Annotated in this window: 13 protein-coding genes; 7 read left to right on the forward strand and 6 right to left on the reverse strand. The window is 67.8% G+C overall.

Annotated elements, in window-relative coordinates:
- Positions 1 to 191 precede the first annotated feature (191 nt).
- The gene (locus ACWD68_RS20205) at positions 192 to 1658 is read right to left on the reverse strand and encodes a CCA tRNA nucleotidyltransferase (RefSeq protein ID WP_451807790.1); all 1467 of its coding nucleotides are present in this window, start codon (positions 1656 to 1658) and stop codon (positions 192 to 194) included.
- Positions 1659 to 1881: 223 nt separating this feature from the next.
- Here ACWD68_RS20205 and ACWD68_RS20210 point away from each other — a divergent pair, with 223 nt between their 5' ends.
- The 7 genes from ACWD68_RS20210 to trxA all read left to right on the forward strand — a co-directional run bounded on the left by ACWD68_RS20210 (position 1882) and on the right by trxA (position 11674).
- Complete coding sequence (locus tag ACWD68_RS20210) at positions 1882 to 4290, forward strand: DUF6049 family protein (RefSeq protein ID WP_451807791.1); 2409 nt, start codon at positions 1882 to 1884, stop codon at positions 4288 to 4290.
- A 46-nt stretch (positions 4291 to 4336) separates the two neighbouring features.
- The gene (murJ, locus tag ACWD68_RS20215) at positions 4337 to 6583 is read left to right on the forward strand and encodes a murein biosynthesis integral membrane protein MurJ (protein WP_451807792.1); all 2247 of its coding nucleotides are present in this window, start codon (positions 4337 to 4339) and stop codon (positions 6581 to 6583) included.
- A 118-nt stretch (positions 6584 to 6701) separates the two neighbouring features.
- Positions 6702 to 8417 (forward strand): serine/threonine protein kinase, encoded by a 1716-nt coding sequence (locus ACWD68_RS20220; protein WP_451807793.1) that lies wholly within the window; start codon positions 6702 to 6704, stop codon positions 8415 to 8417.
- A gap of 28 nt (positions 8418 to 8445) precedes the next feature.
- On the forward strand, positions 8446 to 9177 hold the full coding sequence (gene sigM, locus ACWD68_RS20225; RefSeq protein WP_451807794.1) for an RNA polymerase sigma factor SigM: 732 nt from the start codon (positions 8446 to 8448) through the stop codon (positions 9175 to 9177).
- Positions 9174 to 10082, forward strand: a complete 909-nt coding sequence (locus ACWD68_RS20230; RefSeq protein ID WP_451807795.1) for an anti-sigma factor family protein — start codon at positions 9174 to 9176, stop codon at positions 10080 to 10082. Before sigM ends, ACWD68_RS20230 begins: the two co-directional genes overlap by 4 nt.
- A 249-nt stretch (positions 10083 to 10331) precedes the next feature.
- Positions 10332 to 11297, forward strand: coding sequence for a thioredoxin-disulfide reductase (trxB, locus tag ACWD68_RS20235; RefSeq protein ID WP_451807796.1), 966 nt, complete (start codon positions 10332 to 10334; stop codon positions 11295 to 11297).
- Positions 11298 to 11341: 44 nt separating this feature from the next.
- Complete coding sequence (gene trxA / locus ACWD68_RS20240) at positions 11342 to 11674, forward strand: thioredoxin (protein WP_007383275.1); 333 nt, start codon at positions 11342 to 11344, stop codon at positions 11672 to 11674.
- Positions 11675 to 11801: 127 nt separating this feature from the next.
- On the opposite strand, the gene ACWD68_RS20245 is transcribed toward trxA, so the two are convergent.
- The 5 genes from ACWD68_RS20245 to ACWD68_RS20265 form a co-directional block, all read right to left on the reverse strand.
- Positions 11802 to 12419 carry a GNAT family N-acetyltransferase gene (locus ACWD68_RS20245; protein ID WP_451807797.1) on the reverse strand — a complete coding sequence of 206 codons (618 nt, stop codon included), beginning with the start codon at positions 12417 to 12419 and terminating at the stop codon, positions 11802 to 11804.
- Between the two features lie 353 nt (positions 12420 to 12772).
- Positions 12773 to 13864 (reverse strand): ParB/RepB/Spo0J family partition protein, encoded by a 1092-nt coding sequence (locus ACWD68_RS20250; RefSeq protein ID WP_451807798.1) that lies wholly within the window; start codon positions 13862 to 13864, stop codon positions 12773 to 12775.
- The gene (locus tag ACWD68_RS20255) at positions 13861 to 14934 is read right to left on the reverse strand and encodes a ParA family protein (RefSeq protein ID WP_451807873.1); all 1074 of its coding nucleotides are present in this window, start codon (positions 14932 to 14934) and stop codon (positions 13861 to 13863) included. The genes ACWD68_RS20250 and ACWD68_RS20255 overlap by 4 nt, the downstream gene beginning before the upstream one ends.
- A 361-nt stretch (positions 14935 to 15295) precedes the next feature.
- Positions 15296 to 16012, reverse strand: coding sequence for a 16S rRNA (guanine(527)-N(7))-methyltransferase RsmG (rsmG, locus tag ACWD68_RS20260; protein WP_451807799.1), 717 nt, complete (start codon positions 16010 to 16012; stop codon positions 15296 to 15298).
- 201 nt (positions 16013 to 16213) lie between these two features.
- Positions 16214 to 16723 (reverse strand): Jag family protein, encoded by a 510-nt coding sequence (locus tag ACWD68_RS20265; protein ID WP_355768758.1) that lies wholly within the window; start codon positions 16721 to 16723, stop codon positions 16214 to 16216.
- Positions 16724 to 16726: the final 3 nt, after the last annotated feature.

Genomic DNA, 16726 nt, shown 5'->3' on the forward strand with positions numbered 1-16726 from the left:
TCTCTTTTCATATCTCCTTGGGTGAGTGTGAGTTTTATTAAAACCGGCTTTTCATACACGATCTGCTTGTTATAAAAAAAGTACCTGCAATAACAATATTTGCGATGGGGCGGTGTTTCACGTGAAACACCGCCCCTTCGCGTCGCCCGGGGTCGATGTTTCACGTGAAACATCGACCGGCTGTCCGCCCCTCAGTCCTGTTCGGCCCACCACTCCTTGAGCGCCGCCACCGCGGCATCATGCTCCATCGGGCCGTTCTCCAGTCGGAGCTCCAGCAAGAACTTGTAGGCCTGACCGATCGCGGGGCCCGGGCCGATGCCCAGGACCTCCATGATCTCGTTCCCGTCGAGGTCTGGACGGATCGCGTCGAGTTCTTCCTGCTCCTTGAGTTGAGCGATGCGATCCTCGAGGCCGTCGTAGGCACGGGAGAGCGCGGCCGCTTTGCGCTTGTTGCGCGTGGTGCAGTCGGAACGGGTCAGCTTGTGGAGACGGTCAAGAAGCGGGCCCGCGTCACGGACGTAGCGGCGAACGGCGGAGTCCGTCCACTCGCCGGTGCCGTACCCGTGGAAACGCAGATGGAGTTCGACCAGACGTGAGACGTCCTTCACGAGATCATTCGAGTATTTGAGCGCCGTCATCCGCTTCTTGGTCATCTTGGCGCCCACCATCTCGTGGTGGTGGAACGAGACCCGCCCGTCCTGCTCGAAGCGCCGCGTCCGCGGCTTGCCGATGTCGTGGAGCAGTGCGGCGAGCCTGAGCGTCAGATCGGGCCCGTCCTCCTCCAGAGCCATCGCCTGTTCCAGAACGATCAGCGTGTGTTCGTAGACGTCCTTGTGCCGGTGGTGCTCGTCACTCTCCAGCCGCAGTGCGGGGAGCTCGGGCAGCACGTGATCGGCGAGCCCGGTGTCGACGAGCAGCGTGAGCCCCTTGCGCGGGTGGACGGACAGGATCAGCTTGTTCAGCTCGTCCCGTACGCGCTCCGCCGAGACGATCTCGATACGCCCGGCCATGTCCGCCATGGCGGCGACAACCTCGGGTGCCACCGCGAAGTCGAGCTGCGCGGCGAACCGCGCGGCCCGCATCATCCGCAGCGGATCGTCGGAGAACGACGCCTCCGGGGTGCCCGGGGTACGCAGAACGCGAGCGGACAGGTCCTCCAGACCGCCGTGCGGGTCGATGAACTCCTTCTCCGGCAACGCGACGGCCATCGCGTTCACCGTGAAGTCACGACGCACGAGGTCATCCTCGATGGAGTCGCCGTACGACACCTCCGGCTTGCGCGAGGTCCGGTCGTACGCCTCGGAGCGGTATGTCGTGATCTCGATCTGGAACGACTGCTCCACATCGCCCACACGGGCATCCTTCTGGGCACCCACCGTGCCGAAGGCGATCCCGACCTCCCACATCGCGTCCGCCCAGGGCCGGACGATCTTCAGCACGTCCTCGGGTCGGGCGTCCGTCGTGAAGTCCAGGTCGTTGCCGAGCCGGCCGAGGAGCGCGTCCCGGACCGAGCCGCCGACCAGGGCGAGCGAGAAGCCCGCCTCCTGGAATCGGCGGGCGAGCTCGTCGGCGACAGGAGAGACTCGCAGCAGTTCACTCACCGCGCGGCGCTGCACCTGGCTCAGGGCACTGGAATTGTCTTCATTGGCGTTCGGCACAACAGAAAAGGGTACGTGGCCGAGGCCGCCAAGAGCGCCCCGATAAATCTCGTATCCGTGCGCCTTCTCTCGTCGGCGCCTCAATACGCGCACATACAGGACAGTCGGAGCCGTCCCCCGATCTTGTGGACCACTCCGCGGCACTTCCTCTCAGCGCACATCGTTACCATGCGTGGACGCACATTCCGACGACCACTGACGACGACGAGGGACGGGCGAGCGCGTGGCCGAGGCGGCAGACTTCCAAGGGACGAGTCCCTCACCTGCCCGCCGGTGGCTCCGGCGCAGCGGTGCACTGCTGGCCGGGGCGCCGCTGCTGGCCGGGCTGCTCCAGCTGCCCTTGAGCACCCCCTCTCAAGCCGCTGAGCGGGCCTCTGTGGCCGATGCCACGGGATCCGGCGCGGTCGACATCAGCCTCGACTCGCTGAGCCCCAGCACCCCCACTGACGGCGACACGGTCACGGTCTCCGGCTCGGTCACCAACAAGAGCAGGCAGACCGTCACGGATGCTCACGTGGGCATCCGTGTGGGACCGACCCTGAACACCCGCTCCGCCATCGACACCGTCGCGAAGCGAACCAGTTTCCAGCCGGGCCTCGACGCCGCGGAGGTCGGGGGCAAATACGTCGCGAAGGTCTCCAAGCTCGCCTCGGGGAGCTCGCAGCGCTTCAGCATCTCGGTGCCCGTCAAGGAGCTCGACCTCGGAGCCGACGGGGTCTACCAGCTCGGAGTCTCGCTCACGGGCCGGACCACCGCCCAGCAGTGGGACCAGGTCCTCGGCATCGAGCGGACGTTCCTGCCCTGGCAGCCCGACGCCGCGGACACGAAGACCAGGACGACGTACCTCTGGCCGCTCATCTCCACCGTCCACCTCACGGCGCAGACCGGTTCCGACGAGCAGCAGACGCCCGTCTTCAAGAACGACGACCTGGCCAAGGAGATCGCCCCGGGCGGGCGCCTGGACCAGCTCCTGTCGCTCGGCAGCGGACTCGACGTCACCTGGGTCCTCGACCCGGACCTGCTGGCCTCCGTCGATGCCATGGGAGGCGGGTACCGGATCCAGCAGGAGGACGGCACGACCGTCGCCGGGCAGAACCGGGCGGTGGCCAACACCTGGCTCGACAAGCTGGAGAAGGCGGTCAAGAACCAGAACGTCGTCGCACTCCCCTTCGCCGACCCCGACCTCGCGTCGCTGGCCCACCACGGCAAGGACGTCACCGGTTCCCTGAGCCACCTCAAGGACGCCACCGATGCGGCCGCCCGCACGGTGGACACGATCGTCCACGTGAAGCCGAACACGGATTTCGCCTGGCCCGTGGACGGTGCGGTGGACCCGTCGATCGTCAAGGTGGCCACCTCAGCCGGCGCGGACAAGGTGATCGCCCGCAGCGACAGCCTCCGGGAGACGGGCGGCCTGTCGTACACGCCGAGCGCCGCACGCCCCATCGGCGGCGGAACGACCGCGGTGGTCGCGGACGAGCGGCTCTCCACGGCGTTCCAGGGCGACATGCTGCAGGCCGACAACTCCACACTCGCCGTCCAGAAGTTCCTCGCCCAGAGCCTGATGATCAACCTGCAGCAGTCGGGCGACGAGCGCAGCATCGTCGTCGCCCCGCAGCGGATGCCCACCGCGAGTCAGGCGCAGTCCATGGCCGAGGCGCTGCGGACGCTCCAGCAGGGGACCTGGTCGGAGTCCCAGGGCCTGGCCGAGGCCGCCAAGGCCAAGCCGGATCCCGGCGCCACCACCAAGGTGCCCCCCACGTCCTCGTACCCGTCGGCACTGCGTCAGCGGGAACTGCCGAGCAAGGCCTTCGTACGGATCCAGGAGACGCAGAGCAAGCTCGACAAGTTCCAGTTGATCCTCACCGACGAGTCCCGTGTGGTCACGCCCTTCGGCCGAGCCATAGACCGGGGGATGTCAGTGTCCTGGCGTGGTCGCCCCACTGAGGCGAAGGCCTTCCGCACGGGTGTGGACACCTACCTCGACGGGCTCATGGGCCTGGTGCATCTCATCAACAAGTCGGACGCAAAGCTCTCGGGACGCAGCGCCACGATCCCCGTGACCGTCCAGAACAACCTCGTCCAGGGCGTCGACCATCTGGTGCTGCGCCTCACGTCAGGGCAGCCCACCCGCCTCAAGATCGGCAACGCCGAGCAGCGGATCCGGGTCGCGGGCGAGCACAGTCAGTCCGTGAAGTTCACGACCTCCACCAAGGCCAACGGCCCGGTGAAGGTCACCGCCCAGCTCTACACGGAGGGCGGGCAGCCGTACGGCGATCCCGTCTCCTTCGAGGTGAAGGTCACCGAGATCACCTCCACGGTGATGCTCGTCATCGGCGGCGGCGTCCTGCTTCTCGTGCTCGCCGGTTTCCGGATGTACACGCAGCGTAAGCGCGCGGCGGCCCGGCAGGCCGAGGGGGAGCCGGAGAACGGTCCCGAGGCGGGGGGTGTGCGCAAGGACACAGACGGCACCGTGGACACTGAGCACACTGAAGACTCCGAGGACGGTCCCGAACGGGCTTCCGGCTCGGAGTCCGGGGCAGACGACCCGGAGCAGCCGAGTGACCCGACACCGGACACCGCATCGGAAAGCGCCGACCCGTCCGGCACGGGTGAGAGAGTGGACCGTTGAACGATGTCGTGGCCGGTGGGCCCGGGGACGATGAGGTGGGGTAACCATGAACGCGCCGTACGACGGTGACCGCGGCCAGGGCGCGGGATCCTCGGGCTACCCCGAGGACTACCCGGACCAGGACGCGGCCCGCTCCGGCTACCCCGAGGGCACGCCGGAGTCCGGCCAGATGCCACCGGGGTCTCCCGCGGACATGTACCTCCAGGACGCCTACAACCAGGATCCCTACCGGGGGCAGGACCTCTCGGCCCAGGATCCGGTGACGGAGGCGCTCTACGACCGTGCCGCGCACCCTCCGCCGGCGCCCGGAACATACGCTCCCCAGCCGCCGCTCTACGCCCAGCCGCCCACGTCGCAGTACGCCCCCGACCCGCGGGTGTGGGCCCAGACGCCCCCTCCGGAGCCGGACGGGCCGACGCGGCACCTGCCGTACGGCGACGACGCCCGGACCACCCAGTACGTGGGGGTGGACGACCTGGTCACCCAGGCCGGCGAGGAGCAGCATGAGCCCGACGCCTTCGCTCACCTATTCCGCGACCAGCAGCAGGGTGGCGTCCGCCATGCCTATGCCTCCCCCGCGGTTCCGGCACCGGCCCCTGAACCGGCTCCGGCCGCCGCTCAGCCTCCGGCATCAGCACCGGCGGCCGCTCCGGCGAAGTCCGGCGGCCGTGCCTCCGGCTTGTTGAAGTCGAGCGCCGTGATGGCGGCGGGCACGCTGGTGTCCCGTCTCACCGGTTTCGTACGCACCATGATCATCACGGCCGCGCTGGGGGCGGCGACGCTCGGTGATGCCTGGACCGTCGCGTACACCCTGCCGACGATGATCTACATCCTGACCGTCGGCGGCGGGCTCAACTCGGTCTTCGTGCCTCAGCTGGTGCGGTCCATGAAGGAGGACGACGACGGTGGTGAGGCGTACGCCAACCGCCTGCTGACGCTCGTCATGGTCGCCCTCGCCGTGATCGTCACAGCCGCGGTCTTCATCGCGCCGCTCCTGATCCAGCTGATGTCGGACGCCATCGCGAGCGACCCGGCGTCCAACAACGTGGCCGTCACCTTCGCCCGGTACTGCCTGCCCACGATCTTCTTCATGGGCGTCCACGTGGTCATGGGCCAGATCCTCAACGCCCGCGGAAAGTTCGGCGCGATGATGTGGACTCCGGTCCTGAACAACATCGTCATGATCTCCACGTTCGGCCTCTTCCTCTGGGTCTACGGGACCGCCCGGCACTCCGGCATGTCGGTGAACAACATCCCGCCGGACGGCCTCCGCCTGCTCGGCATCGGCACCCTGCTCGGCCTGGTCGTGCAAGCCGTGGCGATGGTTCCGTACCTGCGCGAGACAGGCTTCCGGTTCCGTCCGCGCTTCGACTGGAGGGGCCACGGGCTCGGCAAGGCCGTCCAGCTCGCCAAGTGGACCGTGCTCTTCGTCCTCGCCAACCAGGCGGGCGTCCTCGTCGTCACACAGTTGGCGACTGCCGCGCAAAAGGCATCGGGCAAGAGCGGAGCGGGCATCCTGGCCTACTCCAACGCCCAGCTGATCTGGGGCATGCCGCAGGCGATCATCACGGTCTCCGTCATGGCGGCCATGCTTCCACGGATCTCGCGAGCGGCCCACGACGGTGACCCGGGCGCCGTCCGTGACGATATTTCGCAAGGTCTGCGGACCTCTGCGGTGGCGATCGTCCCGGTCGCCTTCATGTTCGTCGCCCTCGGCATCCCCATGTGCACCCTGCTCTTCGGCTCCAGCGGCCTCGAGGCCGCCCAGTCACAGGGCTATGTCCTCATGGCCTTCGCGCTCGGCCTGATCCCCTTCTCGGTGCAGTACGTGGTCCTGCGTGGCTTCTACGCCTACGAGGACACCCGCACCCCCTTCTACAACACGGTCATCGTGGCCGCCGTCAACGCGTTGGCGTCGGCCGTCTGTTATGTGGTGCTGCCCGCGCAGTGGGCGGTCGTCGGCATGGCCGGCGCGTACGGACTGGCGTATGCCGTTGGCGTCGGAGTGGCCTGGCAGCGGCTGCGCAGGCGGCTGGGCGGCGACCTGGACGGCGCCCGCGTGATGCGGACTTACGCGCGTCTGTGCCTGGCGTCCATCCCGGGCGCCGTGGTGGGCGGCGTCGTAGGCTTTGCGGTCACCCGGGCCCTCGGGCATGGAGTGTTCGGTTCGATCGCGGCGCTCGTCGTCGGATCGATCGCCCTGCTCGGTGTCTTCTACATCGCCGCGCGCAAGATGCGCATCGAAGAGCTCAATTCAATGGTCGGAATGGTCCGCGGGCGCCTGGGGCGCTGAGGCGGGGGTAGGCGCACAACCATCGTCCTTCGCCGTGTGTCGTGCATAGTGCCGGACTGTGGGCACAATTGGTTTCTGCGTCGGACAGCGCGCAACGGATGGGGAGGCAGGGACGACGGTGGCGGAACGGAGCACGGCTGCCGTCGACGTGGCAGACAACAGCGGTGACGAACCGCTGACCGCCAAGGCGGACCAAACCACGTCCGACGGGGTGGCCCAAAACCGGGAGCGGGAAACGGACAGCGAAGAGGCACAGGGGAGCGGCGGGACCGAGAGTCCCGGAAAGGCCTCACCGCCCGAACTGCACAGTGGTCACAAACTCGCCAGGCGCTACCGCCTCGAAGAGTGCGTCACCCGTCTGGACGGTTTCAGCAGTTGGCGCGCGATGGACGAGAAACTCCGTCGTGCCGTCGGTGTACACCTGCTGCCCGCCGATCATCCACGGGCCCGCTCGGTACTGGCGGCGGCCCGTTCCTCCGCCCTGCTGGGCGATCCTCGATTCGTCCAGGTCCTGGACGCGGTCGAGGAGAACGACCTCGTCTATGTGGTGCACGAGTGGCTGCCGGACGCCACGGAGCTCACGGCGCTGCTTGCCTCGAGCCCCCTGGAGGTGCACGAGGCCTACCAGATGGTCAGCCAGGTCTCCCAGGCCATGGCCGCCGCACACCGCGAGGGCCTCGCGCATCTGAAGCTGACCCCCGGCGCCGTGCTCCGCACGTCGTCCGGCCAGTGGCGCATCCGCGGGCTCGCCGTGAACGCGGCGCTCCGAGGCATCAGTTCCGAGACCCCGCAGCGCTCCGACACGGAGGCGATCGGGGCACTCCTGTACGCGTCCCTGACCCAGCGCTGGCCGTACGAGAACGATGCCTACGGCCTGTCAGGGCTGCCCAAGGGCGTCGGTCTCATCGCGCCCGATCAAGTGCGGGCCGGTGTCCACCGAGGTCTGTCGGAGCTCGCCATGCGCGCGCTCGCCAACGACGGTGCGACCGCCTCCCGCCACGAGTCCCCGTGCACCACGCCGGAGGAGCTCGTGAAGGCGATCAGCGAGATGCCGCGCATCCGCCCGCCGGAGCCCGCTTTCACCGCACCGCCCGAGTACCAGCGCACGACGTACCAGCAGGGCACATACGGCCGCCAGTCGGCGCGTCCGGGCGTCAACCAGCCCCTGCCGGCTCCGCCGCCCCCGCTGCAGAGCCGTACCGGCAAGGCCCTGAAGTGGGCCGTCTCAGCTCTTCTCATCGCCGCCCTGGGGCTGGGCAGTTGGCAGCTGGCGGACGCGCTGATGGATCACGGCAAGTCCGACGACACCAACAAGACCCAGACGACGGACGGCAACGACAAGACCGGCGACAAGACCAAGCCGGTCAAGCCGATCACGATCCGGCACGCGCAGGAGTACGTGGTTGAAGGCTCTGCCCAGGCGGCCGGAGACGTGGGCAAGACCTACGACGGCAACAGCACCACGTTCTGGCGCACGAAGCGGTACAACGCCGGACCCAAGCTGGCGCCGTACAAGCCCGGCGTGGGCATCGTCTACGACCTGGGCTCGGCCCAGACGGTCTCGGCCGCCTCGATAGGACTTCGCTATACGGGGGACCACACCACGATCCACCTGTACGCCGCCGACTCGCTGTCGCCCACGACGTCCGTCGACGGGATGAAGGAGATCGGCACCGCCAGAACGAGCGGCACCGCCCTGGATGTGAAGGCGTCCAAGTCGGTGAAGACGCAGTACGTGCTGCTGTGGATCACTGATGTGCCGAACGCTCCCAGTGACGGCTACAGCGGCGCCGGCTACAAGCAGGCCATCACGGACGTGAAGTTCACCGGCTGACGCTCGTCGACGGAGGGGAGGGGGTCCGATGGCCGATGAAGCCGCATGTGGCGAAGCAAGCGATCAGGACCTCCTGGCCCGCCATGTGAAGGGCGATCCTGACGCCTTCGGTGAGCTTGTACGGCGTCATCGCGATCGTCTGTGGGCCGTGGCCCTGCGGACGCTGGGAGACCGCGAGGAGGCCGCTGACGCGGTCCAGGACGCCCTCGTCTCGGCCTATCGGGCCGCCCACACCTTCCGGGGCCAGTCGGCCGTCACGACCTGGCTGCACCGCATCACCGTGAACGCCTGCCTGGACCGCGCCCGCAAGGCGGCCTCCAGAAGGACGTCCCCCGTCGATGACACCCAGCGCCTGGAACAGCTCCTCGAGCCGCACGAGTCCGCCTCCGCCCCCGCCGAGCGCAATGACCTCCACCGCGAGCTCATCGAGGCCCTGGGCACACTCCCGGCCGACCAGCGCGCCGCCCTCGTCCTGGTGGACATGCAGGGCTACCCCGTGGCCGAGGCGGCCCGCATCCTCGATGTGCCGACCGGCACGGTGAAGAGCCGCTGCGCGCGCGGCAGAGCCAGACTGCTTCCCCTGCTCACTCATCTCCGTACGGAGAACTCGGGTGACGAAGAGAGCAAGAAGTCGGGTGGCGGACGGAACCGGACGCAGGGGACATCCGTCCCACCGGCAGCGGGACCCCGCAAGGCGGGGACCCGTGACGCAGGGCCAAGCGATTCAGCTGCTGTGAAGGGCGGAGGTGGGCGAGCGTGACATCCACGACGGACAAGGCCGGGCACCCGGACGTCGCGGAGATCTCCGACCTCACCGAAGGTCTGCTCTCGCCATCCCGCACCGAGGACGTACGACAGCACCTCGATGAGTGCGAGCTCTGTGCCGATGTCCACGACTCCCTGGAGGAGATCCGTGGTCTGCTCGGCACCCTGCCGGGTCCGCCTCGCATGCCCGACGATGTGGCCGGACGTATCGATGCCGCATTGGCCGCGGAGACCTTGCTGAGTGCCACAGCCCCCGATGAGACATCCACTGCGGATGACGACCGCACTCATGTTTCACGTGAAACATCGGCTGCCGATCGCCCCTCGGGACATCCTCGTGCGGCCGGCGGACCGGGTCGTCCTCACCGAGCACGCCGTGGGCGCCGCAGGACCGTTCTCCTCACGACCGCCTTCGCCGCCGCCGCGCTGGGGGTGGGTGCGATCCTCGTGCAGTCGTTCGGCGGCGACGGCTCCGACAAGAGCCCTCAGACGGCGACGCGGCAGGAGTCAGGGGCACTGAGCACCTTCTCCGAGAAGACACTGCAGAGCGAAGTCTCGGGCCTTCTCACGAAGGCCAAGAAGTCGGGCGAGCACTCCGGCAGTGCGAAGCCCTGGGGTGTCGAATCCCAGGACACCGGAACCGACTCGGGCGGGGTCAACACCTTGGTCTCCCCGGCACCCCGCGTTCCCGAGTGCGTCGCACAGGGGACCGGAGACGAGGGAACACTCCTCGCCGCCAAGGAGGGCACGTATCAGGGGACCGGCGTCTACCTCCTCGTGCTGTCCAATGACTCGGACAACACGAAGGTCACCGCCTACATCGTCGACTCGGCCTGTGCCAAGCAGGACTCCCCGTCCCCTGGCAAGCTCCTGCTGACGCGGTCGTACGCGCGGTCCTGAACGCTTCGGTATCAGGATTCCGAACACCTCGGCGGGCACGATCCCGGCCCTCTCGATACCGCTCCCTGACGCCTCGACGCCCGGTGGTGTCCTGCCCAGGCGCCGCACGGCATCCCTGTCCGGTCCCCGGTCTCCGTGTGCCCTGCCACAGCGGGAATTGAAGCCCCTTAGGATCCGTTGGGTGGGGTGAGAGTACTGAGAGAGGCTCCCACCGGTACGCAGCAGTCTCCAGAGACGAGGAATCAAGCCGTGAGCGACGTCCGTAACGTGATCATCATCGGGTCTGGGCCCGCCGGCTACACGGCGGCGCTCTACACCGCGCGCGCGTCGCTGAAGCCGCTGGTCTTCGAAGGCGCCGTCACCGCAGGCGGTGCGCTGATGAACACCACCGAGGTGGAGAACTTCCCCGGCTTCCAGGACGGTGTCATGGGTCCCGAGCTCATGGATAACATGCGCGCCCAGGCCGAGCGCTTCGGTGCCGAGCTGGTTCCGGACGATGTCGTCGCCGTCGACCTGACGGGCGAGATCAAGACCGTCACGGACACGGCGGGGACCGTCCACCGTGCCAAGGCCGTGATCGTCACCACGGGCTCGCAGCACCGCAAGCTCGGACTGCCCAACGAGGACACGCTCTCCGGACGTGGCGTCTCCTGGTGCGCGACGTGTGACGGCTTCTTCTTCAAGGACCACGACATCGCCGTCATCGGCGGTGGCGACACCGCGATGGAGGAGGCCACCTTCCTCTCGCGCTTCGCCAAGTCCGTGACCATCGTCCACCGCAGGGACAGTCTCCGCGCCTCCAAGGCGATGCAGGAGCGTGCCTTCGCCGACCCGAAGATCAAGTTCGTCTGGGACAGCGAGATCGCCGAGATCAAGGGCGACCCGAAGCTGGCCGGCCTGACGCTGCGCAACCTCAAGAACGGCGAGACCTCGGAGCTGCCGGTGACCGGTCTGTTCATCGCGATCGGTCACGACCCGCGTACCGAGCTCTTCAAGGGTCAGCTCGACCTGGACGGAGAGGGCTACCTGAAGGTCGCCGCGCCTTCGACCCGCACGAACCTGACCGGTGTCTTCGGTGCCGGTGACGTGGTCGACCACACCTACCGCCAGGCGATCACCGCTGCCGGTACCGGCTGCTCCGCCGCCCTCGACGCCGAGCGCTACCTCGCCTCCCTCGCGGACAGCGAGACCGCCGCCGCGGCCGCCACCGTCTGATCCCCCCGTCCGCCCCACCGCACCAACAAGTTAAGGAGCCCGCTGTGGCCGGCACCCTGAAGAACGTGACCGACGACTCCTTCGAGCAGGACGTCCTCAAGAGCGACAAGCCCGTCCTCGTGGACTTCTGGGCCGCCTGGTGCGGTCCCTGCCGTCAGATCGCTCCGTCGCTCGAGGCGATCGCCGCTGAGTACGGCGACAAGATCGAGATCGTCAAGCTCAACATCGACGAGAACCCGGGCACAGCCGCCAAGTACGGCGTCATGTCGATCCCGACCCTGAACGTCTACCAGGGTGGCGAGGTCGCGAAGACCATCGTCGGGGCGAAGCCGAAGGCCGCGATCGTGCGCGACCTCGAGGACTTCATCGCCGAGTAGTCGATGACCGCCGCACGCGCGGCGTGTGTTTCACGTGAAACACGAATGGGCCAGCCCGACCGGGCTGGCCCATTCGCTTTACCCGAAGGAACGCCGATCGCAGATCACGCGTGCGATCAGCCGACGGTCACAGAGGACGAAGCGCCGGCTCCTTCTGTACCGCTCCCAGAAGGCGGTCCAGCGCCAGCTCCACGTCTTCCTTCCAAGAGAGCGTCGTCCGCAGTTCCAGCCTCAGACGGGGGTACCTGGGGTGAGGTCGGACGGTCTTGAAGCCCACCGCGAGCAGGTGGTCGGCAGGGAGCACACAGGCGGGTTCCTTCCAGCGTGCGTCGCCGAAGGCCTCGATCGCCTTGAATCCTCGGCGGAGCAGATCCTTGGCAACCGTCTGGACCATCACCCGTCCGAGCCCCTGTCCCTGATAGCCCGGCATGATGAACGAGGTCATCAACTGAACAGCGTCCGATGACACGGGGCTTGTGGGGAATGCGGTGGAGCGGGGGACATAGGCCGGCGGCGCGTAGAGCACGAAGCCCACCGGTACGTCGTCCACATAGACGACCCGGCCACAGGATCCCCAGTCCAGCAGAACCGAGGAGATCCACGCTTCCTTCTCCAGCGCGGGTGTGCCCGCCTTTACCGCGGCTTCACTGCTGACGGGATCCAGTTCCCAGAAGACGCACGCACGACAGCGCTGGGGAAGGTCCGGAAGGTTGTCCAGCGTGAGCGGTACGAGCCGACGCCCCATGAAGGATGTTCCTCGCTTCCTTCGCCCGCGGCGTCACGGGCGGCTGTCAGATGGCTCCGCTCCCTGAGCAGGCTGCCGACGAATCCGCCGACCGCTCCCAGGCCCAAGCCCGCGGTCACCAGTCCGGTACGGCTCACGGTTTGCATGGCCCCCGCCTCCCCGATGAAGGTGCTGCCAGGTGGATGCGCCATACCCAATCGCATCGTATCCACGATGCGATTCCATCGATACCGCCAGAAAGCAAAGAGCGGGCCGTGTTCCGGTACACCGGACACGGCCCGCTCTGCCGTGTTCCGGTACACCGGACACGGCCCGCTCTGCCGGTGGACCGATCGGGTCCACCGGCAGCCGCCTCAGGCGTCCGTGTCGTCGGAGTCGTCGTCCAGAAGGCTCTTCTGAAGAACCGGTCCCTCGCCCGGGGCGAGCGAGCCGAGAATGCGCTCGAGGTCTTCCATCGAAGCGAACTCGACGGTGATCTTGCCCTTCTTCTGACCCAGGTCGACCTTCACCCGCGTCTCGAAACGGTCCGAGAGACGCGTGGCCAGATCACTCAGCGCAGGAGAGACACGACCGCCCGCCCGCGGCCCCTTGGAGCGCTGAGCCGTCTGCGGACGGGACCCCATGAGGGTGACGATCTCCTCGACGGCCCGCACCGAGAGCCCCTCGGCGACGATGCGGTGGGCCAGGCGGTCCTGCTCCTCCGAGTCGTCGACGGAGAGCAGCGCCCGCGCATGCCCCGCGGAGAGAACCCCGGCGGCAACCCGGCGCTGAACGGACGGCGAGAGCTTCAGCAGCCGCAGCGTGTTGGAGACCTGCGGGCGCGACCGTCCGATCCGGTCCGCCAGCTGATCGTGCGTGCAGTTGAAGTCCTTGAGCAGCTGGTCGTAGGCGGCCGCCTCTTCCAGCGGGTTCAGCTGCGCCCTGTGCAGGTTCTCAAGGAGCGCGTCCAGGAGAAGCTTCTCGTCCTCCGTCGCCCGCACGATCGCGGGAATGGCCTCGAGTCCCGCCTCGCGGCAGGCCCTGAAGCGCCGCTCACCCATGATGAGTTCGTAGCGGGCCGGACCCACCTGCCGTACGACGACCGGCTGGAGAAGCCCGACCTCCTTGATGGAGGTGACGAGTTCGCCAAGAGCGTCCTCGTCGAAGACCTCGCGCGGCTGGCGCGGGTTGGGCGTGATGAAGTCGAGGGGCAGCTCGGCGAAGTGAGCACCGACGGGTGCCTGGGGCACCTCCAGGGCTCCGCTCGACGACGGCTCCTCCGTTTCATGCGAAACAGGCGGCAGCGTTGTCACCTTGGCCGCCGCGACCCCGCGCTCCGCGGTGAGTACGGGTACGGAAGCCGGCGAGGAGGACCCACCCGCCGAAACACCCGGACGCTCACCTGTCGGAGCCGCAGGGATCAGCGCGCCAAGGCCCCGCCCCAGCCCCCGTCGTCGCTCACTCACTGGATCCCCTCCACCATGTTCTGATCGTTCTGTGCGCCCACGTGGGCGTGTTGCGCGTCATACGCCATTCCGACTCCCCGGAGGGCGATTTCGCGCGCGGCCTCAAGATACGAGAGAGCACCGCTCGAACCCGGATCGTAGGTCAGGACCGTCTGCCCATAGCTCGGAGCCTCCGAGATGCGGACCGAGCGGGGAATGCTTGTCCGCAGCACCTCTTCGCCGAAGTGGCTGCGCACCTCCTCCGCGACCTGGGACGCGAGACGCGTCCGGCCGTCGTACATGGTGAGCAGAATCGTCGAGACGTGGAGGTCGGGGTTGAGGTGCCCTCGTACCAGGTCGACGTTCCGCAGGAGCTGTCCCAGGCCTTCCAGCGCGTAGTACTCGCATTGGATGGGGATGAGGACTTCCGCTCCGGCGACCAGCGCGTTGACCGTCAGCAGACCGAGCGACGGCGGGCAGTCGATGAGGATGTAGTCCAGCGGCTGCTCGTACGCCAGGATCGCTCGCTCCAGCCGGCTCTCACGGGCCACGAGCGACACCAGCTCGATCTCCGCACCAGCGAGATCGATCGTCGCGGGGGCGCAGAAGAGACCCTCGACATCAGCGACCGGCTGAACGACTTCGGAGAGTGGCTTGCTGTCGATCAGCACGTCATAGATCGATGGGACCTCGGCGTGATGATCGATCCCCAGCGCGGTGGAGGCATTGCCCTGAGGGTCGAGGTCGATCACCAGGACCCGGCTGCCGTGCAGGGCCAAGGAGGCGGCAAGGTTGACCGTGGTCGTGGTCTTACCCACACCACCCTTCTGGTTGGCTACCACCATGACTCGGGTCTGTTCGGGCCGTGGCAGGCCCTCACCGGCGCGACCTAGCGCCTCCACAGCCAGTTGGGCAGCACGACCAATGGGAGTGTCGTCCATCGGGGGCGGTGTTTCACGTGAAACATCCTCCCCCATCGACTCGGTACGGGGACCGGGGACCGGATCGGTCATCGGTCCCGCGATGTTGGCGTCGGACCGCAAGGATTCACTCTCCTCGACTTCAGGCTCGCAATGAACAGAGCCTCCCATGCCATCGGGGTGGTGAACCAGCGAGGCCCGTTGTTCTGTGGAGAAATCCACCTCTGTGGACAACTCCGCACCCTGCCCGAGTGAACCGAGGGGCCTCCGGTCGCGGGGTTCGGCCGCGGCGCGGCCTCGACTGATGATGCCGTGCAACAGTGAGCGACGTTTCACGTGAAACACGATGCCCAGCCACTCGGCTCATCGAGGCGCGACACTCCGATATGAACAGGTTTGGCACCTTGTGTGGAGTACGGATCGTCGCCTGGGCCAGCCTGTGAGGGTGACAAAGAACTCCTGGCCCCGAACTGAGAAACTCCCGGCCCCATCGTGCGGGAGCCGGGAGTAACGATGCTCACATCGCCCAGGATCAGCGTCGGCGACGCGTCCGGCCCGTCCTGGCGGCCTTGGCCCGCTTCGCCGCGAAGCGCACACCGCCGGGGCTCTCGCCCACTTCCACCCGCACCACGGTGGACAGCGGGTCCACGACGCCCTCACCGACGTGCAGGATGGACGTCTCCACGGCTCCGAGCTTGCTCAGCGCCGTGGCAGAGGCTTTCAGCTCCTCCTCGGCGGTGTCACCCTTGAGGGCCAGCATCTCGCCGTACGGGCGCAGCAGCGGGACCCCCCAGGCCGCCAGCCGGTCGAGCGGGGCAACCGCCCTGGCCGTCACCACGTGAACGGGCTGCAGCTTCCCCATGACCTCCTCGGCGCGACCGCGGACGACGGTCACGTGGTCGAGGCCGAGCATCTCCACGACCTCGGTGAGGAAGGTGGTCCGGCGCAGCAGCGGTTCGAGCAGCGTGATCTTGAGGTCTTCCCGGACCAGCGCCAGCGGGATACCGGGCAGCCCCGCACCGGACCCGACGTCGCACACGGTCACGCCCTCGGGCACGACCTCGGAGAGCACCGCACAGTTCAGCAGGTGCCGTTCCCACAGCCGGGGCACCTCACGGGGACCGATCAGCCCGCGCTGCACTCCCGCCTCGGCCAACAGTTCCGCGTACCGGACCGCGTCCGCGAAGCGATCACCGAATACCTCGCGCGCCTGCTCGGGCGCGGGGGGAAGCTCCGCTGCCTCCGTCACGGGGGACCGTCCTTCCGTACCGCATAAGCGCACTGAGCGCTGATCACCAGGACTATCAGGGACCAACAGCTGTCGAGGACCGAGGGTTCGGGAACCGCGGCCAGTGATCGAGTTCGGGGACCACAGCTGTGGGGACTACCAGGCTGACAAAGTTCGGCCCCGCCTGCGCAACAGACGGGGCCGAAGGAACGTACGTACCGATCAGGCGGGGAGCACGACGACGAAGCGCTGCGGCTCCTCGCCTTCGGACTCGCTGCGCAGGCCCGCGGCCTTGACCGCGTCGTGCACCACCTTGCGCTCGAAGGGCGTCATCGGGTCCATCTTCACGGGCTCTCCGGAGCTCTTGACCTCGGCTGCGGCCTTGGCACCCAACTCGGAGAGTTCCTCGCGCTTCTTGGCGCGGAACCCCGCGATGTCCAGCATCAGCCGGCTGCGGTCCCCGGTCTCCCGGTGCACGGCCAGGCGCGTGAGCTCCTGGAGTGCCTCCAGCACCTCGCCGTCCCGGCCGACCAGCTTCTGCAGGTCTCGGCCGCCCGAGTCGCTGACGATCGAGACAGCGGCGCGGTCGGCCTCGACGTCCATGTCGATGTCGCCGTCGAGATCGGCGATGTCGAGCAGACCTTCGAGGTAGTCCGCCGCGATCTCGCCTTCCTGCTCCAGGCGGGTCAGGGTGTCGCCCTCAGCGGCGGCGGAGGTGGTGCCTTCCGTCACGGG

Source organism: Streptomyces sp. NPDC005141 (assembly GCF_053599975.1).